This is a genomic window from Blastomonas sp., from assembly GCF_030373265.1.
Lineage (GTDB): Bacteria > Pseudomonadota > Alphaproteobacteria > Sphingomonadales > Sphingomonadaceae > Blastomonas.
Map to the genome: position 1 here is coordinate 116,353 of NZ_JAUCZC010000009.1, position 25,443 is coordinate 141,795.

The window sequence follows — 25,443 nt, forward strand, 5'->3', positions numbered from 1 at the left end:
CCCAGCGGGCCCGCACGCCTGAGAGCAATCCAGCACGAGCGTTGCTGGCTAGCCGAACCGGACCGCATGCGATATGCGACATCGAACAAACGGAGCATGTCCGCCGTGCCGGTCACGATCGATCCTTTCCACGCCATCACCATCAGCCGTCTGGCGCACCAGCTTGGGGCCGAGGGACGGTCGGTCATCCATATGGAGTTTGGCCAGCCCTCGACCGGGGCGCCGGCAGCGGCGATCAGTGCCGCGCATCGAATTCTGGATTCCGATGGCATGGGCTATTGGGAGAGCCCCGCATTGAAGGCGCGCATCGCCGCGCATTATGGCGAAAGCTACGGTGTTGCGGTCGACCCGGAACGGGTGATCCTGACCTGCGGCGCGTCGCCCGCGTTTGTCCTGGCGCTGTCGTGCCTGTTCTCCCCCGGGGCCAGGGTGGCGTTGGCACGCCCGGGCTATGTTGCCTATCGCAACACGCTCAAGGCGCTGCATCTCGAGCCGGTCGAACTGGCCTGTGGCGAGGCCGAGCGCTTCCAGATCACCGCCGATGCCATCGAACGGCTCGACCCTGCCCCCGATGGGCTGATCATCGCCAGCCCCGCAAACCCCACCGGCACGATCATCCTGCCCGACGAGATGCGTGCGCTCGCAATGGTCTGCAAACGCCGCGGCATCGCGCTGGTTTCGGACGAAATCTATCACGGCCTGAGCTATACGCTGCCCGCCGACAGCATTCTGCAGCACGCGCCCGACGCGCTGGTGGTCAACAGTTTCTCGAAGTATTTCAGCATGGCCGGTTGGCGGCTCGGTTGGCTCATCGTGCCCGAAGCGCTGGTCGATGCCGCGCGCGCGCGGATGGGCAACCTGTTCCTGACCCCGCCCTCGCTCGCGCAGCACGCCGGGCTGATCGCGTTCGACTGCCGCGAGGAGCTGGAAGGGCATCTGGAAACCTATGCGCGCAATCGCGCACTGCTGCTCGAGGCATTGCCGCAAATGGGGCTGAAGCGGATCGCGCCACCCGACGGCGCGTTCTATATCTACACCGATGTCGGACACCTGACCAACGACAGCCTCGCCTCCTGCGAAGCCCTGTTGCGCGAGACGGGTGTAGCGGTGGCGCCCGGGCTGGATTTCGACCCGGTCGATGGCAAGGGCTTCATCCGCATCAGCTTCGCCGTCTCCACTGCGTTGGTGAAGGAGGCGATCCGCCGCATGCAACCCTGGTTTGCGGAAAAGTCGCGGGTCACCACGCCAGCCTGACCCGCATTGCGCGGCCAGCCCTCACACCACCGCCGCGGCTGCATTTCGCAACGCTGCGGTCAGCCCGCAAGCGGCAGCCGCACCTCGAATGTGCTGCCCTCGCCCGGTGCGCTGCTTTTGAGCGCGATCTGTCCGCCGTGCAGTTCCACAAGCTGCTTGACCAGCGCAAGGCCGATGCCCAGGCCATCCTGGTTCATCCGCCCGTCTGCCGCGACCTGCGCGAAAATGTCGAATATCCGGTCCTGCTGACCGGGAGGAATGCCGATCCCATTGTCCGAAATGGTGATCACGGCCCATTCCCCTTCGGCGGCCAGCGTCGCCTGGATATCTCCGCCATCGGCGGTGTAGCGCGCCGCATTGCTGATCAGATTGCCAATGATCTGGGTAACCCTGGCATGGTCGGCCACCAGCCGCATCGGCGCATCGGGCTGTTCGATGTGAAGCGCGTGGCCCGCGAAGTCGATCGCCGGCTGCACCGTCTCCACCGCAAAGCCGAGCACGTCCTGCAGCACCAGCTCTTCGCGCTTGAGCGCAATCTTGCCCTGCTCGATCCGCGATATATCGAGCAGATCCTCGACCAGCCGCGTCATGTGGCTGAGGCTGCGGTTCATTGCGCTGCGGATTTCAGGGACCGCGTCGGTGCCCGCACGGCGTTCGAGCAGGCGCAGACCCGCGATCAGCGCCATGATCGGGTTGCGCAGCTCATGGGCCAGCACCGCAAGGAACCGGTTTTTCTGCGCGTCGGCGGCCTTGAGCGACACGCCCAGCGCAGCAAGTTCGTCGCGTTGCGCGGCGATCTGCACCCGCTGATCGTACAGATCGAAAAACACGTTGGCTTTGGATCTGAGGATATGGGCTTCGATGGGCTTCTGGATGAAATCCACCGCGCCGGCCTCGTAGCCGCGAAAGCGCCGTGCGGTATCGCCTGTCCCGGCGGTGACGAAAATGATCGGGATGCGCCGTGAGCGTTCGCTGCTGCGCATGAACTCGGCGAGTTCGAAGCCATCCATCCCCGGCATCTGCACATCGAGCAGCGCAAGCGCGTAATCGTGCACCAGCATCAGCTCCAGCGCATCCTCGCCGCTGCGCGCGGTATGACACACCAGACCGTCCCGCTTCAGCAGCGCCTCGAGCGCGATCAGATTTTCCTCCAGGTCATCGACCAGCAGAAACTTGATGGGTCCGTCCGTGACTGTCATGACGCTGCCAGTTCCTGTAAATGGGTGGTGATCTGGTCGTAGCTCATCGGGATCGCCGAGGGACACGCCGCCAGCGCCGCTGAAGGCATTGTCGCGACTTCGGCGGTGGCAGGGTCCTCGACGATCGCCATGCCGCCGGCAGCCGCCACGGCTTTCAGCCCCTGCGCTCCGTCATGGTTCGCACCGGTGAGCACGATGGCGCTCAACCCCGGTCCGAAGGCGTCGGCTGCCGTCTCGAACAGCACGTCGATCGCGGGCCTGGAATGGTTGACCGGCTCCTCCGAAGACAGCGCCACGGCCCCGTCGGTCTCGACCATCAGGTGATAGTTGGCCGGTGCGAAATAGATCGTCCCGCCGCGCAGGCTTTCCTTGTCCTCGGCCTCCTTGACACCGAGCCTGCATTTGGCTGCGAACAGCTCGACCAGCGCATTGTCCCGGCGCGGCGGGACATGCACCACCACCAGAACCGGCAGGGGAAAGCCCTCGGGCAGCGCGGGCAGAATCTGCGACAGCGCCTGCACCCCGCCAGCCGATGCGCCGATGACGACCGCCCTGCCCGTCATGGCAGCGTCCTCTGATAGATTTTCTCGCCCCCGACGAACTCGGAGAACGCGCTCGCATGTTCGGAAAAGCGCAGGCTTTCCTTCGAGCCGAGCCCCAAGAATCCCCGGCGGGCAAGCGAATCGCGGAACAGCCCGACCGCGCGGTTCTGCAGCTCGCGGTTGAAATAGATCAGCACATTGCGGCACGAGATCAGGTGCATCTCGCCAAACACCGCATCGGTGACGAGGCTGTGATCGGAAAATACGACCTGGCTGCGCAACGACTTGTCGAACACCGCGCGGCCATACGCGGCGGTGTAATAATCGGACAGCGACGAATGCCCGCCGGACTTCTGGTGGTTTGCCGTGAACAGCCTGATCTGCTCAAGCGGGTAGACCCCGGCTTCGGCCGCCTTCAGCGCGCTGGGATTGATGTCGGTCGCATAGAACATGGTCTTGTGCGCAAGGCCCTCCTCGCGGAACAGGATCGACAGCGAATAGAGCTCCTCGCCGTTGCTGCACCCTGCGACCCATACCTTGAGCGAAGCATAGGTCCGCAGGTGCGGAATGACCTTTTCGCGCAGCGCCCGGAAATAGGACGGATCGCGGAACATCTCGCTGACCTGCACGGTGAGATAGTTCAGCAGACGCGGCAGCATCGTCCTGTCGCGCAAAACGTCCGACTGCATCGCCGAGATGCTGTCATACCCCAACTGGCTGCGCGCGTGAAGCAGCCGTCGCTTGATCGATGCGCGCGCATAGTGCCGGAAGTCGTAATGAAAATGCTGGTAGACAGCCTCGAGCAGCAGCTCGATCTCGATGTCCTCAATGGTGTCGGGCACTATCTTGGCATCCATACCCGCACCAGCGAAAGCAGTTTGTCGACATCGATGGGCTTGGCCATATAGTCGTTCGCGCCCGCATCCAGGCAGTTCTGCTGATCGTCGGGCATCGCCTTGGCGGTCAGCATGATGATCGGAAGCTTGCCCCATCTGGGCTCGCCGCGGATCGTGCGCGCTGCGGTCAGCCCATCCATCACCGGCATCATCACGTCCATCAGCACCAGGTCGATCTTTCCGTCGGCGTTCTTGTCTGCCGCCTGCAGTGCATCGATCGCCTCCTGGCCGTTGCGCGCGATCTGGGTGACCACCCCGCGCGGCTCGAGCACGCTGGTCAGCGAATAGACGTTGCGCACATCGTCCTCGACGATGAGGATGCGGCGCCCCTCGAGCGCAGCGTCGCGATGGCGCGCCTTTTCGATCATCTTGCGGTGCTCGGGCGGAAGTTCCGCGACCACCTGGTGCAGGAACAGCGACACCTCGTCGAGCAACCGCTCGGGCGACTTTGCCCCCTTGATGATGATCGAGCTCGAATAGCGCCGCAGCCGCTGCTCTTCGTCCGCCGTCAGTTCGCGCCCGGTATAGACGATCACCGGCGGGAAGGTGTGCACGCCATCCGCGCTCAGCCCCTCGAGCAGCGCAAAGCCCGAGGCATCGGGCAGCGACAGATCGAGCACCATGCAGTCGTAGACTTCGCTGCGCAGCCGTTCGAGGCATTCCGCCGCGGTGCCGACACCCACCGTCTCGACATCCTGCGACTTGAGCAACTGCCCCACCGCATCGCGCTGCACGTCGTCGTCCTCGACGATCAGCACGCGACGCACCCGCGAGGCGAGCTTGGCTTGCAGGCCGGCCAGCACGTCGGCCAGCTGATCGCGCCGGGCCGGTTTGCCCAGAAACCCGATCGCCCCCAGCGCCAGCGCGATCTGGCTCTGGTCGGCGCCCGAAACGACATGGATGGGAATGTGGCGCGTGTCGTCATTGTGCTTGAGCTGATCGAGCACGGTGAGGCCCGACTGATCGGGCAGCCCGATATCGAGGACGATGGCGTTGGGCCGGTAGTCGCGGGCGATCTCGATCGCCTCCTCGGCGGTGCCCGCGATGATGCACTGAAACCCCATCTCGTGCGAGAGATCGCACATGATCGATGCGAACGTCGGGTCGTCCTCGATCACCAGCAGAAGCTGCTTGCCCTCGGTCAGGGCGTTGCGATCGTCATCGGCGAGCCGCACGACCGAAGCTGCGGCAGGCTTGGGCTTGGCCTTGGCCGTGGGAACCGCTGCCGCAACGGTGGCGGGCGCAGCATGCTGGCGCGCCGGGACCAAGGCGGGGTCATAGGCGACCGGAATCGTCAAGGTAAAGCAACTGCCCTCGCCGACCTTGCTGTCGAGCCGGATCGTGCCGCCGAGCAGCCGGGTGAGTTCGCGCGAGATGGAGAGGCCCAGCCCGGTGCCGCCGTATCTCCGGCTGATCGTGCCATCGGCCTGCTGGAACGCTTCGAAAATGCTGTCCTGCTGGTCCCGGGCGATGCCGATGCCGGTGTCCGATACCGCGATCGCCAGCATGTCGTTGGCGGCGGGTGACAGGGTCAACCGCACGCTGCCGCGCTCGGTGAACTTGAGCGCGTTCGACATCAGGTTCTTGATCACCTGTTCCACACGCATGCGGTCGGTCTCGATGGTGGCCGGGCAATCGTCGGTCAGTTGGATGTCGAGGGTCAGGCCGCGCTCATCGGCGATCGGCTGGAACACCTTCTGCATGTCGACGGCCAGCCGCTCGGTGGCTACAGGCGCGGGCTGGATCTCGATGTGCCCCGCCTCGATCTTCGACAGATCGAGGATATCGTTGATCAGCACCAGCAGATCGTTGCCGGCCGAATGGATGGTCGTGGCGAACTTGACCTGCTCGGGCGACAGCCTGTCATCGGGATTGTCGGCCAGCAACTTCGACAGGATCAGCAGCGAATTGAGCGGCGTCCGCAGCTCGTGGCTCATATTGGCGAGGAAGTCGGACTTGTACTGGCTCGCCTGCTCAAGCTCGCGCGCCTTGAGCTGAAGCGCCGACGAAGCGCGTTCCAGCTCATCGCGCTGGGCCTCGAGCGTCTGTGCCTGCTCCTCGAGCTGGCTGTTGGTCTGCTCGAGCTCGACCTGCTGGAGTTCCAGCCGTGACTGGGTTTCCCGCAAGGCTGCGCTCTGCTCTTCGAGTTCCTCGTTGGAAACGCGAAGTTCCTCGCTTTGCGCCTGCAGTTCGCCCGCCTGACGCTGGGTTTCCTCCAGCGCTTCCTGAAGCCGGGCGCGAAAGCGCGCAGATCGCAACGCGATGCCGATCGCACCCTTTGACTGGTCGAGAAGTTCGAGCACCAGATCATCGACGGGTTCGAAAAAGCCAAGCTCGATGATCCCGTTCACGACGTCATCCGCCTTGGTCGGCGCGATCACCAGATGGCGCGGCGTGTCGCGCCCGAGCGCAGAGCCGATCGTCAGATAGCCTGGCGGGACGTCGTTCAGCACGACGACCTGGCCATCCGCGGCGGTCTTGCCCATCAATCCCTCGTTGAGACCGAAGTTTTGCGGAACCTCGGCGCCATCGGGAACACCGATCATCCCGGCGCGGCGAAAGCGACCATCCTCGCCCTTGAACAGAGCGCCCGCACTGCTGCCGGTCCTGCTGGCGAGGAACGCAAGGATGGCTGCGGCCAGATCGCCAATCGACTTGTCGCCCATCATCGCGGTCGACAGTTCCACCTGCGCCTTTTGCAGCCATTGCTGCCGCTCGCGATCGCGCACGTTGCGCGCCAGCAGGAAGAACATCGCAATCGTCAGCGCGATGCCGCTCAAGCTTGTCCCGATAGCGCTGATGACCGCGGTCGAGGAAGCACCCGCCATCTCCTCGACATGGAACTCGCGCAGCCGAAGCTCCTCGCGCACCATGTCGGCAATCTGCGCCCTGATCGCGTCCATCGCGGCTTTTCCGCGATCCGATCCGACCGCGTCGATCGCCGCCTGCAACCCGCGCTCGCGGCGCAGATCCACCGTGGCGGCCATTTCGCGCAATTTCTGTTCGACACGGGCGCTGAGCCGGTCGAGATTTTCGCTCTGCACCGCGCTGTCGCGGGTGATCGTGTCCAGGACACCGAGTTTCTCGCGGGCGGTCGCAATGCCATCGACATAAGGCGCCAGATAGTTTTGCCGCCCCGTCAGCAGATAGCCGCGCTGGCCGGTTTCGGCATCCAGCGTTGCAGCAAGAAGATCGTCCAGCGTCGTCAGGACGGTGTGCGTCCGGCGGATTTCGGCGTCGCTTGCGCGAATGTTGGCGATGTTGAGATACGCCACCCCCGCGCTGATCACGAAGAACGCGATGCCGACGAACAGTCCGATGGCTGACCACCGACGCGCCAGCGCGCTCGCCCGGGTCGCATATTGGGTTTTCTTCACTTCAGCTGTTCTTTCTGCAACGGTCCAGAGCCAGTAACCGGGTTGCATGGCCTTGTTCAAGCACGCAGGCGCGCACAAGGCGAAATGATATCAGGATGCTGGCGATCCGACCGGACGAACTGGACGCAGGCCCCCGGTCGCAACGTGTCGCCAGCCGCGGCATCGATCGCGGCAGCCAGGTTGGTGCCGCACACCATCACGCCGCCAGTTCGCTGCGCACTATAGTTGGCGCAAGACCGGACCCTTGGGCATATAGTACCTAACCCCCTATCTTTGCTGCATAATCCTTGTGTTGGGCGTACCTTGTCAGATTTAATAAGTATTAACTATACAATAGATTCGACAGATGCAGCGACATAACCTACGGGCGTGATTCTGTCACACTAAAGACAGTACGCATCAGGTGCTGACAGCCCGATGCGACCTCCCGACATTGCCAGCCCTATAGTTCCGTTGCCGACTGGTCATGCTGCCCGGCAGCAACGGGCTCGGGCGTCTGGAACACATCCGTCAACCAACTGTGGCCAGCCCCAGCTTCCATTCAGTTCGAACCCGCGCGCTTGCGGGACACTGCCCTGTGATGCTGGTTGGGACAGCAAGTTGGAGCTGACCTATGCCATTGCACCCTATCTCGTCTTCCGCACAACGCCCGCTCAAGTCGCCCACCGCGCGCGACACCGGGCGGTTCACCCTGCGGCGGTCCGCCTGCCTGCTGGCGGCAGTGGCGGCAATGGGGCTGGCTGGCCCCGGCCAGGCCCGGGGTGAACTTCGCTCGGTCGAATTGAAGACCGACATGCTCGCGGCGCACAATGCCGCTCGGAAGCAGGTCGGGCTCGGGCCGATGGTGTGGAGCCCGATCCTCGCCGCCGACGCCAAGAAATACGCCAGCCAGATGTCGCGTTCACGGCAGTTCGCGCACAGCAACCCGGTTCGCGGTGCAAAGCCGCAGGGCGAAAATCTGTGGATGGGAACGCACGATGCCTACAGCTTTGCCGAGATGGCAGGATCGTGGGTCGACGAGCGCCAGCTTTATGACGGCGGGTCGATCAGCCAGGCTATGTCCAACGGCACCTTTGGCGCCATCGGCCATTACACGCAGATCATCTGGCGCGGGACAAGCAAGGTCGGCTGCGCGGTCGTCTCCAACCCGGACGAGGACTATCTGGTGTGTCGGTATCTTCCTGCCGGCAACGTCATGGGCGCCAGCCCGCTCGATTGAGCGCAAGCCCCAAGCGGCACCCCGCGCCCCTCGAAAGACGGCCTGATTGCTCGGACTGCCGCGCTGGCACGATTCTGCACTTGCCCGCTTTGTAATCAGGCTCTTATGGTCGCCGCCTAACCACGGGGACCATCATGCACCATAAAGTTCGCCTTACCGTATCCGCGCTTGCCATTGCGCTTGCCGTACCCAGCACGATCGCGTTTGCTCCCGCCATCGCCGCGCAGCCGGCCGAAGCCAACCAGGACGCCGCGTTGACCGCGTTTCTGGATGCGGAGTTCGAGCAGTGGGTCGCGCTGCAGCCGCAGCTCGCCACCCGGCTGGGCCGCAAGGATGGCGGCGACCGTTGGAACGACATCGGCGATGAGGCAGCCGACGCCCAGCTCGCCTGGCGCAAGGCCAGCGTTGCGCGGATGAAGGCGCAGTTCGACCGCGCGAAGCTCTCGTCCGAGGCGCAGGTGAACTACGACATCTGGGAGCTCGAGGCCGAGCGCGCCGAAATGCAGCAGGCCAACCGCGTCTACCGCCCGCCTTTCTATTCGCGGCTTTATTCGGCGCACAGCCAGCTCCCCGATTTCCTGATCAACACCCATAGCGTTGCCGATGCCACCGATCTGAAGAACTACATTGCCCGGCTGCGCGGCATCCCCGCGGTGCTCGATGTCGCGATCGAACGCACCCAGGCGAGCGAGGCTGCAGGCATCCGCGCGCCCAGGTTCCAGATCGAGACGATCATCGCGGGCAGCGAAAAGCTGACCAGCGGTGCGCCGTACGGCGATGGCCCTGATGCTGCGCTGTGGGCCGATGTGCAGGCCAAGACCGAGGCGCTGGTGAGCGGCGGCACGCTGCCCCGCGCCGAGGCCGACGCGATGCTGGCCGAAGCGCGCGCTGCGATCGTCGCTCTCAAACCCGCGTATGACCGGGTGGTCGCCTGGGCGAAGGCAAGCTTGCCCAATGCTCCCAGCGGTAAGGTCGGCGCGCTGACCCTGCCCGAGGGCGCGGCCTATTATGCCAATGAGCTGAAGCTCAACACGACCAGCGACTATACCGCCGAGCAGATCCACGCTATCGGCCGGTCGGAAGTCGCGCGGATCGAGGCGGAGCAGGATGCGCTGGCCAAGCAGGCCGGGTTCGCCGACCGCAGCGCCTATTACGCCGAGCGCGCACGCCTCAACCCGCCCCGGCCCTATGACGATGCCGCCCGCGACGAGTATCTGACCACCGCCAATGCCTTTGTCGCGCACACCCGTTCGCTGCTCGAGCCCTATTTCAACGCGCTGCCCAAATACGGCATCGAAGTGGTGCGCGAGCCGGCGTTTTCGGAAGTTGCAGGCGGCGCGGCTCACGCGTCCGCGCCCAGCCCGGATGGATCGCGCCCCGCGCGCACCTATGTCCACCTGGTCGGCACCGTGCCCGATCCTGCCGCGATGTATACTCTGATGTGCCACGAGGCCGTGCCGGGCCACAACATGCAGGGCGACATCCAGGTGCGCCAGACCTCAGGCCCTAAGTTCCGCGCGGTCACCGGCTATGTCGCGTTCGGCGAAGGCTGGGCGCTGTATGCCGAGGCGTTGTGCAAGGAAATGAACGCCTTCCCCGATATCGCCGCCGATTTCCTGCGGCTGGATGCCGAACTGTTCCGCGCCGCGCGACTGGTGGTCGATACCGGCATCCACGCGATGGGCTGGACCGAGGACGAGGCGGTGGCCTATATGAACACCACCGGCCGCCAGCCGATCGAACGCTCGCGCTCGGAAATCCGCCGCTACATCACGCTGCCGGGCCAGGCGACCGGCTACAAGATGGGCATGCTCAAGATCGTCGAACTGCGCCAGCGTGCCGAGCAGAAGCTGGGCGACCGGTTCGACATCAAGGGCTTTCATGATCTGCTGATCGCCTCCGGTTCGCAGCCGCTGTCGATCCTCGAGCGCCGCGTGGATGACTGGATCGCCCGCTCGGCGACCTGATCGCGCCACCCTGACCGGCACGATGTCCGGTTGCGAACCGAAACGGGCTTTTGCATCGGCAGCAATGCCCTATATGCAATAAGCCCCGGCGCCATCCCGCGCCGCATTCGCAACCGGACGATCCGCCATTTCAGACTCCGCCGCACCGCCCGCTGACCTGTCCCCCGCCGAAGCGCCTGGCGGGGGTGCAGCCGGTCGGCAGGCTGTGCCATCCGCGCGTGCGATCGGCACCGGCAAGTTCCTCACCGGCAGCCTGATGCGGCATGTCGCGGTCATGACCTTGACCTCGAGCATCGGCCTGCTGGCGCTGTTTCTGGTCGATTTCGCCGACCTGTTCTTCATTTCGCAGCTCGGCGACCCGGCGCTGACCGCCGGAATCGGCTTTGCCAGCACCCTGTTGTTCCTCAACTCCTCGCTCAACATCGGGCTGATGATCACCATCAGCGCGCTGGCGGCACGGCGGATCGGCATGGGCCGCAGCGAGAGCACGCGCGCTCTGCTGGGCGAGGTGCTGATCCTGGGCGTCGCCATGGCGGCCGTCATCGCCTTGGTGTTCTGGGTCTTCGCGCCGCAATGGTTGGACATGATGGGCGCGAGTGGCAAAGCCAAGGATGCCGCGATTTCCTATATCCGCATCGTCGCGCCATTCGGGCCGATCACGGTGGTCGGCATGGTGTGCTCAGGGCTCTTGCGCGCCTATGGCGATGCGCGCCGGGCGATGAACACGACGCTGGCGATGGCGGCCGGCAATGCGATCTTCGACCCGTTGCTGATGTTCGGCCTGGGCTGGGGCTTTGTCGGTGCCGCCTGGGCGACGGTGATCTCGATCCTGCTGATGGCGGTGACGGGCGTCGTTCCGATCCTGCGGCATTATGGTGGCTTTGCCATCCCCACCCGCGCCAGCTTTGCCGCCAATCTGTTCGATATCCGCAAGATCATGGTGCCTGCGGTGCTGACCAATCTGGCAACCCCGGTGGGCGGGATCATCGCCTTTCGGCTGATCGCCGATTATGGCGAGGCGTCGGTCGCCAGCTATGCGGTGATCGGAAGGATCATCCCGCTGGCATTCTGCCTGCTGTTCTCGCTCTCGGGATCGATCGGCCCGATTATCGGCCAGAATTACGGCGCCGGGCAGCTCGACCGGGTGCGCGGGACGATCGACCGCGCGGTGCTGTTCGCCGCCGGCTTCACGCTGCTGATCTGGCCGGTGCTGATCCTGTCCAGCGATGCCATCGGCGCGGTGTTCGACCTGCCTTCAGGGGGCATGGATCTGATCCATGCCTTCGCGTGGATCGTCGTGCCCTTGTTCTTTTTCAACGGCCTGCTGTTCATCGCCAATGCCAGCTTCAACAATCTGGACCGCGCCAACTGGTCGAGCTGGACCAACTGGGGGCGCAACACGCTCGGCGTGCTGCCCTTCGCGATGGTCGGCAGCGCGGTCGCCGGAGCCCCCGGCGTCCTCATCGGCCAGGCGATCGGCGGGGTGCTGTTCGGGCTGGGCGCCTATTGGCTGGTGCGCCATCGCGTCGCGCAGCTCGAGAAAAAAATATAGGTTAACCGGTTTTGCACGTTTTGAGTTAGGCGTTATTCAGGCGGCAGCAAACAACGGACCGCCAGAACACCGACGCCATGACCCAGATCGATATGCCCGTCATTTCCGTGCTGATGAGCGTCTATAATGGCGAGCGCTATGTCGCCGAAGCCATCCAGAGCATCCTGGGCCAGACCGAGGGCCGCTTCGAGTTCCTCATCGTCAATGACGGCTCGCGCGACGCGTCGGGCTCGATCCTCGATCGCTATGCGGCGCAGGACAGCCGCATCCGCGTCATCCACCAGCCCAACCGCGGGCTGATCGCCAGCCTCAACCTGCTGCTCGATGAAGCGCGCGCGCCTTTGGTCGCGCGGATGGACGGCGATGACGTGTCGCGGCCCGAACGCTTTGCGGTCCAGCTTGCGGAAATGGCGGCGCATCCGCACCTCGCGGTGCTCGGCACCAACACCGACGAGCTCGATGCCGATGGCGCCTATTTTCCCTGCAGCGATCTGCATCCCGAAACCCCGGCGGAAATCCGCGAGCGGCTGATGGTGGCCAGCGCGATGTGCCACCCCTCGGTGATGATGCGCCGCGATGTCGTCCGGGCTGTCGGCGGGTACCGCGCGGCGTTCCGCCATTGCGAGGACTATGATCTGTGGCTGCGGGTCAGCGAGCGCCACGAGATGCGCAACCTGCCCGACCGGTTGTTCCTCTATCGCCGCTCGCCCGATCAGGTCAGCGAGAAGCATATTCTGGTGCAGGCGATCGGCGCGGCCTGCGCACGATACGCCGCGCGCGAACGCCGCGCCGGGCGCGCCGATCCCTTCGAGGGCGCAGACAGCCTGCCCTCGCTCGACACCATCGACGCGTTTCTGGGCACCCGCGGTGTCGGCGCGCGGATGCGGCTCGAGGTCATCGACAGCATCAAGTATTCGCGCGATGCGCTGGCAGGCGGCGGGCTCGAGCTGATGCAGGCGCATCTGCGCGAGGGCGGCACCAAGCAGGGCTTCTGGCGAACCGCCGGTCGCATGGTGAAGCTTGGGATGATCCCGCAGGCGCTCACACTGTCCTACGGACTGGTCCGCTATTAACCCCAAATCGCCGGTTTTGTGAGGATTTGCAGGGTGTTAATTCCTGTCACATCCCCTGTCCCGTCCAGAGACAACGCAAAATGGGCGCAGATTTGGTAACCGATTTGCGCTAGGTGGCTCCAACAGCTTCTGCCCGCCTGGCTCAAGCCCTCAGGATTCGCGCTCCGACCATGTTTCGCCTCTCTCCCACATCGAAGCGGCCGCGTGCCGCCATGGGCCTGCGCGAATGGGCGGCGTGGCTGCTGATCGCGCTGGCGCTGTCGTTGGGCGCGTCGCAGATCGTTCGGGCGCAGCGCGGAGACGATGCGCCCGCGCGTGAGCGCTATCAGCCACGCGAAGGCCTGGCGTTCGAGCGCGCGGACGAGAATTTCCCGGGTTCGGCCTTTTATTTCCTCGACGAAACAGGATCGCTGGTCCTGCCCTCGCCTGCCATCCTCACCGATGACATCGGCGGATCGCCGGGCCGCGAGGATGTCGTGCGCGGCGTGGTCCTGCGCGGCTCGCCGGTCGATCGCGCCCGCGCGCTGCAATGCCTGACCGCTGCAATCTATTACGAGGCCGCGATGGAGCCCGATGCCGGGCAGCAGGCGGTCGCCCAGGTCGTGCTCAACCGGATGATGCACCCGAGCTATCCCGATACCGTTTGCGGGGTGGTCTATCAGGGGTCCGAGCGGGTCAGCGGTTGCCAGTTCACCTTCAGCTGCGACGGCGCGATGGCGCGGGCCCCCAGTGCGGTCTATTGGTCGCGAGCGCGCCGCGTCGCCGAACGCGCGCTGGCGGGGTATGTCTACCGCCCGGTCGGCACCGCGACGCACTACCACACCTCTGAAGTGTCGCCTTATTGGGCGCCGAGCCTCGATTTCATCGGGACGATCGGCGCGCATCGCTTCTATCGCTGGAAGGGCTCCGCCGGCCGCAGCGCAGCCTTCATGCGGGCCCATTTGGGTTCCGAGCCGTTCCCGGGGCCCAAGCCGCGCACCGCTCTGGTCCAGACCGCTGGGGCCGACCCGCTCGATCCGCTTGCGCTGGCCAAGGCGTATGAGGCGGCGCGGCTGAAGGCCGAAGCCGATCACGCCAGCGTGATCGAAGCGCAGCGGCTGGGCCGCGCACCGCAGCTCGCAGCCCCGGCGACATCCGGAGCGCAGGCCCCTGCGTATGCCGCCGATGTCATCCAGCGCGGCGGGGATGCGGTGTTTCGCGGCTCAAACCTGCCCGACACCAGCCAGGTGCGCCCCGAATACCGCAACAGCGGCCAATGGATCCACCAGCCCGGCACCTGATCGCGCCTGGGGCCCAATTCCTGCCCCAACCGCCTCTACGCGTTAACCATTTGCACGAACCAGCTTTGCCAAAGCGCGGTTAGGCTTTCTGCGCCTAACGTCGGTAATCGCCGGATTAACCGCGTGCAGGCAATGTGCCAAAATGGGACTGTCGCGAGCCCGAGGACCTCGGGTTTTGGCGGCCAACGACCCTGCCGGGCAGCGTCGAAGGAGAGAAAATACAATCTATTCAAATCCGTATGCCGGGATTCCAATGGGCCGCTGGTCACCTTGCCGGAGGGCTGGTGCCGCCAGGCCTGAGGCCTGAAACCCTGAAGATTTTGCCTGTGCAAATACCCTCGATACGAAGGAAATTTGCAGTTTGGTAACCTTGTCCACGGTAAAACGGTTTACGAGGAAGTAACCACATGCAACCACTCGCCACTCGTAACAGAAGGAAGCCGGCCCGACCGATGCGCATTTTGCTCATATGGTCGATCGTCTCTGCCTTGCTGTTCGGCCTGGCGGGGTTTGCCGATCCGATCGACGACATGTTCCGCGCAATCCGCAACAAGGCGCGCGAGCATAACGCCAGCGGCCAGGTCGCGGTGGTCGGCATCGATACGCTGGCGCAGCAGGAAATCGGCAACTGGCCGTGGTCGACACAGCGGTATGCCACGATGATCGAAAATCTGTCCCAGGCAGGCGCGCGACGGATATTCTTCGATTTCCCGATGAACGTCGCGCAGAACGATCCCGATCTTCCCCGGCTGGTGAACGCCATGAAGGGCATGAACGGTCATGTCCACATCGCCGCCAATTTTGCGCCGGAAGCCGCAGGCGACACTCAGACGCAGGTTCTGCCGCTGCCAGAACTGCGCTCGGTTGCCGGACTGGTAAACACCAATATCCGGACCAATGGGTTCAACGTCGCATGGAACATGCCCTACAGCAACACAGTGGGCGACCGCACCATACCGTCGATCGCGTCAGCGATCACCGGCGTCACCGGCAGCGAGGGGCAATCGTTCCCGATCGATTATTCGATCCGCATGCGGTCGCTGCCGTATTTCAGCGCGACCGATGTCGTGGAGAACACGGCCAGCCTTGACCAGCTGCGCGGGCGTGATGTCATCATCGGAACGAATGCCACGGGCATCGGCAATCGCTATGCGGTGCCGGGCCACGGCCCTTCGGCCAGCGTCTTCGTCGCCGCGATCGCCGCCGAGACGCTGATCGGCGGAGCGCCGACCACCTATGGCTGGTGGGTGCCGTTTCTGGTCGCGTTGGTCACCTGCGCATTGATGCTGCGGGTTTCGCGCACCCCGCTGGTGCTGGGTGCGATGGGCCATTATGCCTGGAAACTGCACCGTCAGACCTTCGACGAGCGCGGCATGGTCAACGAGGTCTCCGGCCAGCCTAACCTCAACGCGCTGCGCTCGGCCGGGCACGCCACCCACGAGGGCCTGGTCGCTGCGCGCATCCACAATTATGCCGAAGCCGCCACCGCATTGCCCTCGGCGGCGGAAAAGGAACTGGTCGACCAGATCGTCATGCGCCTGACTCTCGGCAATGGCGGGTGCAAGGTCTACCAGGGCGATGAGGGAATCTTCATGTGGATGATGCCCGCCGCGAGCATCAACAATGTCGGTGACCAGCTCGCCGGGCTCAGCGCCATCTTCCGCAGTCCGGCGAACGTTTCGGGCCGGCTGATCGATCTCAGCATCGCTTTCGGCGTCGATGCCGATCCGGGCCGCACCATCCAGAGCCGGATGTCGAGCGCGCTGCTCGCCTGCCAGGAAGCGCAGAATGCCGGCGAGCACTGGCGCGTCTATGACCCCACCAAGCTGGAGGCGACCGAGTGGCGCGTCTCGATGCTCGGCGAACTCGACGCGGCGATCGACAATGGGGAGGTCTGGGTGGCGTTTCAGCCCAAGCTCGACCTGCTGTCGGGCGAAATCTGCGGCGCCGAGGCTTTGGTGCGCTGGACGCATCCCGAAAAGGGGCCGATCAACCCCGAAGAGTTCATCACCGCCGCCGAACGGCATGACCGGATCGAGAAGCTGACCGATCACGTGCTCAACCGCGCGGTGCAGGTCGCGGCCAAGCTCAACGCCAACGGCCAGCGCTTCGACATGGCGGTCAACCTGTCACCGCGGCTGATCGGCCACGCCAACCTCAAGCCGATGGTCATTCAGACGCTGCGCCGCCACGGCCTGCCCGCCGAACGGCTGATCCTGGAAATCACCGAAACCGCCGCGATGTCGAGCGCCGAGGCCGCGATGCAGGAACTGCGCGACCTGCGCAGCCTGGGGCTGCAGCTGTCGATCGACGATTATGGCACCGGCTTTTCGACGCTCGATTATCTCAAGCGCTGCCCGGCGACCGAGCTCAAGATCGACCGCAGCTTCGTCAAGATGCTGGTCACCAGCCGCTCGGACCGGATCATGGTGAACTCGACGATCGAGCTCGCGCATTCGCTGGGCGAGGAAGTCGTCGCCGAGGGCGTCGAGGACAGCGAGACGTTGCAGCTGCTCGCGCAGATGGGCTGCGACAAGGCGCAGGGCTATCTGATCGGACGGCCGATGCCGTTCGAGGCGCTGATCGACTATCTCGAAAGCCACAGCCCCGCCAAGGCGGCCTGACGCAAGGCCGCCTCGCGGGGTCGCCGGATAGCTCAGCCGATGGTCTGGCCGGTCTTGGCCCAATCGGCCATGAACCCTTCGATGCCCTTGTCGGTGAGCACGTGCTTGAACAGGCTGCGGATGACCGACGGCGGCATCGTAGCGACATCGGCACCGATGCGCGCGGATTCGAGCACATGGATCGGGTGGCGGACCGAAGCGACGAGGATTTCGGTCTCGAACGCGTAGTTGTCGTAGATCAGCCGGATGTCCTCGATCAGCGCCATGCCGTCGAAGCCATTGTCGTCGTGCCGGCCGACGAAGGGCGAGATGAAGGTCGCGCCCGCCTTGGCGGCGAGCAGCGCCTGGTTGGCCGAGAAGCACAAGGTCACGTTGACCATCGTGCCATCGTCGGTGAGCTTCTTGCAGGTCTTGAGGCCATCGAGCGTCAGCGGCACCTTGATCGCGACGTTGTCGGCGATCTTGCGCAGGATCTCGGCCTCTTTCATCATCGTCGCATGGTCGAGCGCCACGACCTCTGCCGACACCGGCCCTTCGACCAGCGCGCAGATTTCCTTGGTCACTTCCAGAAAATCGCGGCCCGACTTGGCGATCAGCGAGGGGTTGGTGGTTACCCCATCGAGCAATCCGCCCTCGGCCAGATCGGCGATTTCGGCGGTGTCTGCGGTGTCGACGAAGAATTTCATGGGGCTGGCTCCGGATGGCTGGGTGGGGTGCGATTCGTGGAGCCGCTATAGCGCGGGGAGCGGGTGGGGTTAACCGAATAAGGTGTTCAATCCTGCTCTCTCCCCTTCAGGGGGGAGATACGAGGGCTTGCGTTCACAGCACGCTAGCCGAAGTTGAGGGGGGAACCACGGTCGCCCCTCTCAGCTGCGACTAGGCAGCAAGCTGCCAAGTCTCGCGTCTCTCCCCTGAAGGGGAGAGAGCGGTAGGGGAGAAGTTTGGCTCCCGCTATACGCACGCCGCATCACCGCCTATGCAGGCCCCACCATGAATCGTGTCCGTGTCCTCCTGCTCAACGCCGCTGTCGGCCCGTTCGACTATAGCGTGCCTGCGGGCATGGACCTGCCGGCGGGATCGGTGGTGCAGGTGCCGCTGGGGCCGCGGCGGATCGACGGGATCGTTTGGGATGCAGGCGCGCTCGACGCGCACGAGGTCGATGCCAGCCGGCTGCGTCCGGTCGCCGCCAGGCATGACATGCCGCCGCTGTCGGCCGCGTTGCGCCGGCTGATCGACTGGACCGCCGATTACTATCTTGCCGCGCCCGCCGCGGTCGCGCGGATGGCGCTGCCCAGCGGATCGCTGCTCGGGCCGGGCCGCGCGATCACCGAATACCGGCTGACCGGCACACCCCCTGCCCGCATGACCCCGCAGCGGGAGCAGGCCTATGCGAAGCTCGACGGCGCGCAGGCCACGGTGCGCGAACTGGCGGCGCAGGCGGGCGTGTCCGAAGGCGTGATCCGCTCGCTCGTGCAATCGGGCGCGTTCGAGCCGGTCGAGGTGCCTGTAGGTCGCCCCTATCCGCGCCCCGACCCCGATCATGTCACGCCCACGCTCAACGACGAGCAGAGCGAAGCGGCAACCCGGTTGGCGCAGGCGGTCGCGGCTGCCGAACCGACGCCGTTCCTGCTCGACGGCGTCACCGGATCGGGCAAGACCGAGGTCTATTTCGAGGCGGTGGCGCAAGCGCTGCGGCAGGACAAGCAGACCTTGCTGCTGCTCCCCGAGATCGCGCTGACCCAGCCGTTCCTCACCCGGATCGAGAAGCGCTTCGGCGCCACCCCGGTCGCCTGGCATTCGGGGCTCAAGCAGACCGAACGGCGGCGGGCATGGAACGCGATCGTCACCGGCGACGCCCGGATCATCGTCGGCGCGCGCTCCGCGCTGTTCCTGCCTTATGCCAACCTGGGCGTGATCATCGTCGACGAAGCGCACGAGACCAGCTTCAAGCAGGAGGACGGCGTGCGCTACAATGCGCGCGATGTCGCGGTGATGCGCGGCCAGTTCGAGCGCTGCCCGGTTGTGCTGTCGAGCGCCACGCCGGCGCTGGAAAGCCGGGTGATGGCCGAGGCCGGCCGCTATGAGGCGCTGCTGCTCACCCATCGTTTTGGCGGGGCGCAGTTGCCCAAGATTTCGCTCATCGATCTCACCGAAGACCCGCCGCCGCGCGGCCAGTGGATCGCGCCGCCGCTGATCGATGCGATGCGCGAGCGGCTCGAGCGCGGCGAGCAGACGTTGCTGTTCCTCAACCGGCGCGGCTATGCGCCGCTGACGCTGTGCCGCAACTGCGGCCACCGGTTCAAATGCCCCAATTGCAGCGCGTGGATGGTCGATCACCGGCTGTCGGGACGGCTCGCCTGCCACCATTGCGGCCATGCCGAACCCTCGCCCAGCGCCTGCCCCGAATGCGGCGAGAGCGACTGCCTGGTCGCTTGCGGTCCGGGTGTCGAGCGGATCGCCGACGAGGTCGCGGCGCTGTTTCCCGAGGCGCGCCGCGCGATCGTGACCTCGGACACGATCTGGTCGCCCGAGAAAGCCGCCGAGTTCGTCGCGGCGGTCGAGGCGCACGCGATCGACATCATCATCGGGACGCAACTTGTCACCAAGGGCTATCACTTCCCGAACCTGACGCTGGTCGGGGTGATCGATGCCGATATCGGGCTCGAGGGCGGCGATCTGCGCGCGGGCGAGCGGACGTTCCAGCAGATCGCGCAGGTCTCGGGCCGCGCCGGGCGTGCCGCCAAGCCGGGCGAGGTGTTCCTGCAGACCCGCCACCCCGATGCTCCCGTGATCGACGCTTTGGTGCAGGGCGACCGCGAGGCGTTCTATGCCGCCGAGACGCAGGCGCGGCGCGATGCCAATGTCCCCCCGTTCGGGCGGCTGGCGGCGATCATCATCTCGTCCGAGGACCATGACGAGGCAAGCGATGCCGCGCGGCAGACCGGGGCGAGTGCGCCCGAACTCGACGGCTTTGCGGTCTATGGCCCTGCGCCTGCACCGCTGTCGCTGCTGCGCGGACGGCACCGGTTCCGGCTGCTGGTGCACGCGCGGCGCAATGTCGAGATGCAGCGGATCATCCGCCAGTGGCTCGATCCGATGCGCTGGCCGCACGGCGTGCGCGTCGCGGTCGATGTCGATCCTTATAGCTTTGTGTGATGCCAGCGTTATGAGATGGGCCCCATGAACCCGATGCGCCTTTTCGCCCTGGTGATCGCCGCGTGCGCCACCCTGCTCGCAGCCCCGCTCGCCGCCGATCCCAACGACATCCAGGCCGCCAGCCGCTCGGTCGTCCGCGTGGTGCTGGTCGCCGAAGAGGATGGCGAGACCTTCTATGTCGGCCATGGCAGCGGCTTTGCCGTCGCGCCCGACAAGATCGTCACCAATGCGCATCTGGTCGCGCCGCTGCGCGATGACAGCACCATTCGCATCGGCATCATCCCGTCAGAAGGTGCGACCACCTATGGCGGCACAATCGTCGCGTTGTCGGTGCGCAACGATCTGGCGCTGATCGAGGTCGACAAGGGCCGCCTGCCCAGCCTTGCCCTGATCGCCACCCCGCTCGAGGACGGCGCGCAGGTGATGGCGATCGGCTATCCCGCCGCGGTCGACCGCGCGCAGGGGCTGGATACGCGCGAAACCGTTGCGCCGATGGCACCCGTCAAGACACCGGGCGTGGTTTCGGGTGGACGCACCACGCGCGATTTCGACACCATTTTGCACACCGCAGCGCTGGCCAAGGGCAACAGCGGCGGGCCTTTGGTCGATCTGTGCGGCCGTGTCGCGGGGGTGAACAGCTTCGGCTCGCTGTCGGACGGCAACGACGCCGAATACGGCTTTGCGGTTTCCAACCGAGAGCTGTTCGGTTTCCTGCGCTCGGCCAAGGTCGAATACCGGCTCGCCGATACGCCGTGCCGGTCGGTCGCCGAGCTTTCCGCCGAGGAGCGCGCGCGTTCGGCGCAGGCGGCCGAAACCGCACGGCAGCGCCAGCTCGCCGAATCGGTCGAGCGGCGCGATCTCGAAGCAACGGCGCTGCGCGAGGCGGAGCATGAAATCCTGGTCGCGCGCGAGAACCACATCTTCTTCGCCGCGCTGATGCTGGTGCTGGCGGGCATGGCCGGCGGCGCGACTTTCCTGATGCACGAGCGCAGCGACCTCAAGCGGCGCAAATATGCCGCGATCGCCACCGGCGGGCTGGTGCTGGTCGCCTTTGTCGGCTTTCTGCTGCGCCCCGGGTTCGATGGCGCCGAGGACATGGCGATCGCTGCGCTGAAGGCCGAGGAAAGCAATGCCGACACCGGCACGGCCGATGGCGCGAAGGGCTCGGCGGGCGGACTGTATGTCTGCAGCATCATCCCCGAGCGCAGCCGCATCACCGGCACCAGCCCGCAGCCGGTCGAGATCGGCTGGGCAACCAATGGCTGTGTCAACGACCGCACCCAATATGGCCGCGATGTCGACGGCTGGACGCGCATCTTCGTCCCCAACGAGGACCAGACGGTGTCGATCAACCAGTTCGACCCAGAAACGCGCGAGTTCCGCACCGAGAATTTCCAGCTCGGCCTGGCCGCGATGCAGAACGCCCGCAAGATCCGCGGACGCTATTCCAACAGCGCCTGCACCACCGATGCCGACGCCATGGCCGATCTGGAGGATATGCAGAAGGCGCTGCGCCAGGCACTGCCCGCGCAGCCCAACGAAATCCAGGTCTATAGCTGCACCCGCAAACCACAGCCGCCGAAATAACGCGCGCCGTTCAGTCCGACTCGCGTTTGAGCAGCTCGGTCTTGATCGGCAGGCCATAGGCATAGCCGCCCAGTGTCCCGTCGGTGCGCAGCGCGCGGTGGCACGGGATCAGCACCGCGACCGGATTGGCGCCGCACGCAGAGCCGACCGCGCGCACCGCCTTGGGGCTGCCGATGCTGGCGGCGATCTGCGCATAGCTGCGGGTCTCACCAGCCGGGATATCCGCCAGCGCCTGCCACACCGCCTCCTGAAACACCGTGCCGCGCACGTCGAGCGGCACGGCGGCGCTGGTCGCAGGCGCCTCGACCCGCGCGATGACGCCCGCCAGAAGGTCTGCAGCCTCACCGTCCGCCCGGTGCAGCGTTGCAGCGGGAAAGCGCGCGGCGAGCGCTTCGGGGCCTTCCTCGAAAGACAGCCGGCACACCCCCTTGTCGGTCCACGCCACCAGCATCAGCCCCAGGCTGGTGGCGCTTTGCGTCCAGTGGATGTCCACCCCCGCGCCGCCGCTCTTCCATACCGAAGGAGCCATTCCGATCCGTCCTTTCATCGATCCATAAAAGCGCGATGGTGCGCTGAAGCCGGCCTCGTAAATGGCATCGACCACCCGGGGCTGGCTGCTCAAGGCCTCGCGCGCGCGCTCCTGGCGCAGCGCGCGCGCATAGCCAGCCGGTGACAGGCCGGTGTGCCGGGTGAACAGCCGCTGGAAATGCGCAGGCGAATAGCCGCAGGTGTCAGCCAGCGCCGCCAGCGCGAGCGGCTCCTCGCTCGCGCGGATCGCAGCGATCGCCGCCAGCACGGCTGTCTCGTCACGCGCGACATCATCGGGCAGACACCGCTTGCAGGCGCGCAGCCCCGCAGCGCGCGCCGCAGCGCCATCGACGAAGAAGCGCACATTGCCCCGCGCCGGATGCCGCGCGGCGCAGGACGGACGGCAATAGATGCCGGTGGTCAGCACGCCGGTGACGAAGCGCCCGTCAAAGCTGCGGTCGCGCCGCTGCACGGCCTGCCAGGCGGTGCCATCATCGATCATCGTTTGCGTCATCATGCCCTGCCCGTCCGCGCCGACGGCACCATAAGGCAAAGCCGTCCGGGAATACAGGCGGTGGCCAAGGAGAACGGCAGGGCATGCGGCATCGGGCAAACTCCGGATGAGGACAGGCCCGTGGTCTAGCGCGTGCGGCCGCCCAGCGCGTCCCGGATCATGCGGTCAAAGCGGCCTCAGGCTGATCGCACCGCCTCGGCCAGATGCTGCATCTGCGTGCGCAATTCCTGCGACTGGCGCGCAACATCCTCGGCGGTCTGGCTGAGCGCATCCGCGGACAGATTGGCGCGCGACGCCTTTTCCTTGAGCTCGGTCATCTGCGAAAGCACCTGCTGGCTGCCGCTCAGCACCAGACGGATGGCATCGAGAATATCGCTGCTGGCGTGGTGCTGATCGGACACCGCCTGGTCGATGCGGTCGGCGTTCTGGCGGACGGTATCGACATGGCCGTCGACCGAGACGATCGCGCCGGACACCTCGCGGGTCATGCTGGCGATGCTGCCCAGCCGCTGCTCGACCGACGCGGCGGCGTGCTGGGTCTGGTTGGCGAGGTTCTTGACCTCCTGTGCCACCACCGCAAAGCCGCGCCCTGCGTCGCCCGCGCGCGCCGCCTCGATGGTGGCGTTGAGCGCGAGCAGGTTGGTCTGCTTGGCGATGTGCGTGATCAGCGAGAGGATGTCGGAGATTTCGCCCGCCACCGCCTGCAGCTGGTCGGCGGTGTCGCGGCTCGAGCGGCTCGCACCGTGCGCGTCATAGATGTTGCGGGTGCTGTCGGCGACCAGCTCGCGCACCTCGCCGCCGGTCTGCTGCAGGCGGCGGCCGTGCGTGTCGATCTCCTGCATCGAATGTACCGCCTGATTCGCATTTTCGGCGATGAACATGCTGTAATCCTGCGCCTGCGCAGCGTTGCGCTTCATCATCTGGGCGCCCTCGCGCATGCCCTGTGCGGCCTGCGCCAGATTGTCGGACAGCTCGGACAGCCGTGCCTCGTGGCTGGCGAACAGCCGGTCGAGCGCGAGCGCACGGCTGGTACGCTCCTGCTGGCGGTCGATCTGCTCGCGCTGAAGCTGCAGTTGCGCCGACTGGCGATCCTTTTCGGCCTTGAGCGCACGGTCGGCTCTGACGTGCGAGCGGTGAATGGCGCGGGCAATCGCCCCGATCTCGTCACGGCGGCGCAGCCCCAGATCCTTGATCGCTATCGTATCGCGGTTTTCAGGCAGGGCATATTGGCCCAGCGCCGTCAGCGGTACCAGAAAGTCGCGATTGGTGTAGCGCACGCACCAGTGGACGAAGAGCCCCGCTATCAGCATCAACAGCGCCGAGAACGCGAGGGCCCCGATATAGACTTTGCGCAAAAGCGACAGTTGCACCGCCGCGCGTTGCCGCATCGTGTCGATCGCGTTCTGGCTGGTGACCAGCATCGGATCGAGCCCGCCGTGCAGATCGTTGGAGATGAAATAGTCCATCCGGTCGATGGCATCGGCCTCGAGCAGCCCGCGCAGCTTCACCTTGGCGGCATCGGCGGTGGCGCGGTTGCGCCGCAGCTCTGCCATCAACTGCGGAAACTCCGCCGAAAACTCGCTGGCCTCCAGCCCGTCCCAGTTCAGGTTGACCTTGCGCTCCATCGCATCCAGCGCGCTCAGCCCGCTTTCGGGCGGCATCACACCGGACTTCACCTTATAGGAAACAGCCAGCGATTCCCGGTAGCCGTCGATCACCGCCTGCAACCGGACGGTGGGCTGGATTCGCCCCGACACCAGATGGCCGGTGGTGTATTGGGTCATCGCCACGACGCCAATGGCGCCAGCTGCCAGCAGCGCCAATAGCCCGAGCATCACGGTGAGCCCCAGCCGCACCTTTTCCTGCACGCTCAATCCGGCCAGCCGGGCGAGGAGTTCCATCCGCTTGAGCGCTATCTTTGACATAAAATGCAGCGATTCCATCCCGGACGCGTGTTCGGTCCTTGCCCGCGGCATTCTGTCCGAATGGTCACAAGATTTGGTAAACAAAGCTTTCACATCACTGACGCAAATCGCGCGATTCCGCCGCCTGAACGCTTTGCCCTGCGATCTTTACCCCTGTCTTGCCCCCTGTCTTGCAATGCAACATGATGAGTGCTAACCGCCGCGCCGACAGGTGGGGAGGCCGAGCCTTTCCGGTACAGCCTGCAACCATATACATCACGGCAAGGGAAAGCATTCGCGTGGACATTTCCGGCGGGATTCAGGCCAGTCTGGCAGGGCGTTATGCCTCTGCCCTTTTTTCGCTGGCCCGCGACGACAAGCAGCTTGCCGACGTGGAGGCGAGCGTCGCCACGCTGCGCGCCGCGCTCAACGAATCGCCTGATTTCATGGCGATGACCAAGAGCCAGACGATCAGCCGCGGTGCTGCCGAAAAGGTCGTCGAGGCGCTGAGCACCACGCTGAAGCTCGACACCATGACCGGCAACCTGCTGGGCGTGCTCGCCCACAACCGCCGCCTGGGCCAGTTGTCCAACATCCTCGCCGCGTTCGACACTCTGGTCGCCGCGCACCGGGGTGAAGTGACCGCCGAAGTCACATCCGCCTTTCCGCTTTCGGAAACGCAGATCGACGAAATCCGCAAGCAGCTGAAAGACCGTGCCGGTCACAGCATCAAGATCACCGCCAAGGTCGATCCGTCCATCCTGGGCGGCC

At 65.4% G+C, this 25,443-nt stretch carries 17 protein-coding genes; 10 read left to right on the forward strand and 7 right to left on the reverse strand.

Translation table 11 applies throughout. From position 1 onward, the window contains the following. The first annotated feature begins 105 nt into the window (after positions 1-105). On the forward strand, positions 106-1,254 hold the full coding sequence (locus QUV11_RS07645) for an aminotransferase class I/II-fold pyridoxal phosphate-dependent enzyme (protein ID WP_300881395.1): 1,149 nt from the start codon (positions 106-108) through the stop codon (positions 1,252-1,254). A gap of 59 nt (positions 1,255-1,313) precedes the next feature. On the opposite strand, the gene QUV11_RS07650 is transcribed toward QUV11_RS07645, so the two are convergent. Genes QUV11_RS07650 through QUV11_RS07665 form a run of 4 tightly spaced genes read right to left on the reverse strand, consistent with a single transcriptional unit; the run spans position 1,314 to position 7,268 of the window. Then, the gene (locus QUV11_RS07650; RefSeq protein ID WP_300881375.1) at positions 1,314-2,453 is read right to left on the reverse strand and encodes a hybrid sensor histidine kinase/response regulator; all 1,140 of its coding nucleotides are present in this window, start codon (positions 2,451-2,453) and stop codon (positions 1,314-1,316) included. Then, positions 2,450-3,016 carry a chemotaxis protein CheB gene (locus QUV11_RS07655; RefSeq protein ID WP_300881376.1) on the reverse strand — a complete coding sequence of 189 codons (567 nt, stop codon included), beginning with the start codon at positions 3,014-3,016 and terminating at the stop codon, positions 2,450-2,452. Before QUV11_RS07655 ends, QUV11_RS07650 begins: the two co-directional genes overlap by 4 nt. After that, positions 3,013-3,852, reverse strand: a complete 840-nt coding sequence (locus tag QUV11_RS07660; protein WP_300881377.1) for a CheR family methyltransferase — start codon at positions 3,850-3,852, stop codon at positions 3,013-3,015. Before QUV11_RS07660 ends, QUV11_RS07655 begins: the two co-directional genes overlap by 4 nt. Further along, the gene (locus QUV11_RS07665) at positions 3,837-7,268 is read right to left on the reverse strand and encodes a response regulator (RefSeq protein ID WP_300881378.1); all 3,432 of its coding nucleotides are present in this window, start codon (positions 7,266-7,268) and stop codon (positions 3,837-3,839) included. The genes QUV11_RS07660 and QUV11_RS07665 overlap by 16 nt, the downstream gene beginning before the upstream one ends. A 613-nt stretch (positions 7,269-7,881) precedes the next feature. Between QUV11_RS07665 and QUV11_RS07670 the strand changes: the two genes are divergently transcribed. The 6 genes from QUV11_RS07670 to QUV11_RS07695 all read left to right on the forward strand — a co-directional run bounded on the left by QUV11_RS07670 (position 7,882) and on the right by QUV11_RS07695 (position 16,983). Further along, positions 7,882-8,487 (forward strand): CAP domain-containing protein, encoded by a 606-nt coding sequence (locus QUV11_RS07670; RefSeq protein WP_300881379.1) that lies wholly within the window; start codon positions 7,882-7,884, stop codon positions 8,485-8,487. Positions 8,488-8,621: 134 nt separating this feature from the next. After that, entirely contained in the window at positions 8,622-10,454 is a 1,833-nt protein-coding gene (locus QUV11_RS07675; RefSeq protein WP_300881380.1) for a DUF885 family protein, read from the forward strand. Between the two features lie 205 nt (positions 10,455-10,659). Further along, positions 10,660-12,006: an MATE family efflux transporter gene (locus tag QUV11_RS07680; RefSeq protein ID WP_300881381.1), complete on the forward strand. Its 1,347-nt coding sequence runs from the start codon at positions 10,660-10,662 to the stop codon at positions 12,004-12,006. A 77-nt stretch (positions 12,007-12,083) separates the two neighbouring features. Then, entirely contained in the window at positions 12,084-13,079 is a 996-nt protein-coding gene (locus QUV11_RS07685; RefSeq protein ID WP_300881382.1) for a glycosyltransferase, read from the forward strand. Positions 13,080-13,249: 170 nt separating this feature from the next. Beyond that, entirely contained in the window at positions 13,250-14,359 is a 1,110-nt protein-coding gene (locus QUV11_RS07690; RefSeq protein ID WP_300881383.1) for a cell wall hydrolase, read from the forward strand. 452 nt (positions 14,360-14,811) lie between these two features. Next, positions 14,812-16,983, forward strand: a complete 2,172-nt coding sequence (locus QUV11_RS07695) for an EAL domain-containing protein (RefSeq protein ID WP_300881384.1) — start codon at positions 14,812-14,814, stop codon at positions 16,981-16,983. Positions 16,984-17,015: 32 nt separating this feature from the next. Here QUV11_RS07695 and fsa read toward each other — a convergent pair whose 3' ends face one another. Next, positions 17,016-17,669 carry a fructose-6-phosphate aldolase gene (fsa, locus tag QUV11_RS07700; protein WP_300881385.1) on the reverse strand — a complete coding sequence of 218 codons (654 nt, stop codon included), beginning with the start codon at positions 17,667-17,669 and terminating at the stop codon, positions 17,016-17,018. Between the two features lie 304 nt (positions 17,670-17,973). Here fsa and QUV11_RS07705 point away from each other — a divergent pair, with 304 nt between their 5' ends. After that, entirely contained in the window at positions 17,974-20,139 is a 2,166-nt protein-coding gene (locus tag QUV11_RS07705; RefSeq protein WP_300881386.1) for a primosomal protein N', read from the forward strand. 24 nt (positions 20,140-20,163) lie between these two features. Next, positions 20,164-21,726 carry a S1C family serine protease gene (locus QUV11_RS07710; protein ID WP_300881387.1) on the forward strand — a complete coding sequence of 521 codons (1,563 nt, stop codon included), beginning with the start codon at positions 20,164-20,166 and terminating at the stop codon, positions 21,724-21,726. A 10-nt stretch (positions 21,727-21,736) separates the two neighbouring features. Here the strand turns inward: QUV11_RS07710 and ada are convergent, their stop codons facing one another. Both ada and QUV11_RS07720 read right to left on the reverse strand, forming a co-directional pair. After that, the gene (gene ada / locus QUV11_RS07715) at positions 21,737-22,771 is read right to left on the reverse strand and encodes a bifunctional DNA-binding transcriptional regulator/O6-methylguanine-DNA methyltransferase Ada (protein WP_300881388.1); all 1,035 of its coding nucleotides are present in this window, start codon (positions 22,769-22,771) and stop codon (positions 21,737-21,739) included. Between the two features lie 173 nt (positions 22,772-22,944). Further along, positions 22,945-24,693, reverse strand: coding sequence for a methyl-accepting chemotaxis protein (locus QUV11_RS07720; protein WP_300881389.1), 1,749 nt, complete (start codon positions 24,691-24,693; stop codon positions 22,945-22,947). A 278-nt stretch (positions 24,694-24,971) separates the two neighbouring features. Between QUV11_RS07720 and atpH the strand changes: the two genes are divergently transcribed. Further along, positions 24,972-25,443: ATP synthase F1 subunit delta (gene atpH, locus QUV11_RS07725; RefSeq protein WP_300881390.1), on the forward strand; the 472-nt coding region annotated here is incomplete at its 3' end.